The sequence below is a fragment of the Candidatus Deferrimicrobiaceae bacterium genome (genome assembly GCA_035256765.1).
Classification (GTDB): Bacteria; Desulfobacterota; Deferrimicrobia; order Deferrimicrobiales; family Deferrimicrobiaceae; genus CSP1-8.
This window is the reverse complement of the sequence record DATEXR010000292.1, coordinates 1-1,010: the sequence shown is the minus strand read 5'-3', so window position 1 is coordinate 1,010 and position 1,010 is coordinate 1. Positions and strand designations below refer to the sequence as shown.

The following is a 1,010-nucleotide window of genomic DNA, read 5'->3' as shown; positions in this document are numbered from 1 at the left end:
CCGACACGCGCACACTCTCTCCTTCGGCACAGGAAAGCCTCCGCATCCGGGCGGTCAAAGCGGTTCTGGACGGGCACACCCAGGTCAAGGTGGCCGGGATCTTGGGAGTTCCCCGGCAGACGGTCGGGCTCTGGGTCAAGGCTCACCGACGTGGAGGCCTTCGGTCGCTCAAGGCGAAGAAGCGGGGACGTCCGAAGGGCGGCACACTGCTTCCCTGGCAGGCGGCCCAGATCGTCCGTGCGATCACGGATCGGACCCCGGACCAGTTGAAGCTTCCGTTCTCTCTGTGGACGCGGGAAGCCGTGGGGCGCCTGATAAAGGATCGGTTCGGCATCCCGCTGTCGGTCTGGACGGTGGGGCGCTATCTGGCGCAGTGGGGGTTTCCCCCGCAGAAGCCGGCGCGTCGGGCATTTGAGCGGGACCCGGAGCGGGTGCGCCGGTGGTTGGACGAGGAGTACCCGGCGATTCGGTCGCGGGCAAAGCGGGAGGGAGCCGAGATTTACTGGGGAGACGAGATGGGGGTGCGTTCCGATCATGGGGCGGGACGGTCTTACGGACGCCGGGGGCAGACGCCGATCATCCCCGGAACAGGACAGAGGTTCGGCTGCAACATGATTTCCGCCATCACCAACCGGGGTCGCCTGAATTTCATGGTCTTCCGCGAGCGGTTCAAGGATCGGGTGTTCCTGAACTTCCTCAAACGATTGGTCCGCCAAATTCCGCGGAAGGTTTTCCTGGTCGTGGACGGCCATCCGGTTCACCGGGCCGCGCGCGTCACGCGATGGGTGAGCACACATGCCAAGAGGATCGAACTGTTCCGTCTGCCCAGCTACAGCCCCGACCTCAATCCCGATGAGATGCTCAACCAGGACGTGAAAAGCAATGCCGTCGGCCGCCGCCGTGCCGGATCCCTGCCGGAACTGGTTTCGGCCGTGCGGGGCTTCCTCCGTGGTCGCCAACGCCAACCCGATGTCGTCAGCCGCTATTTTCACAAAGATTCAGTCCGGTAT

The 1,010-nt window shown here is 64.5% G+C and carries 1 protein-coding gene; it reads left to right on the top strand.

Translation table 11 applies throughout. The features are described from left to right. On the top strand, nt 1–1,010 hold a 1,010-nt coding region (locus VJ307_10065), incomplete at both ends, for an IS630 family transposase (protein ID HJX74486.1).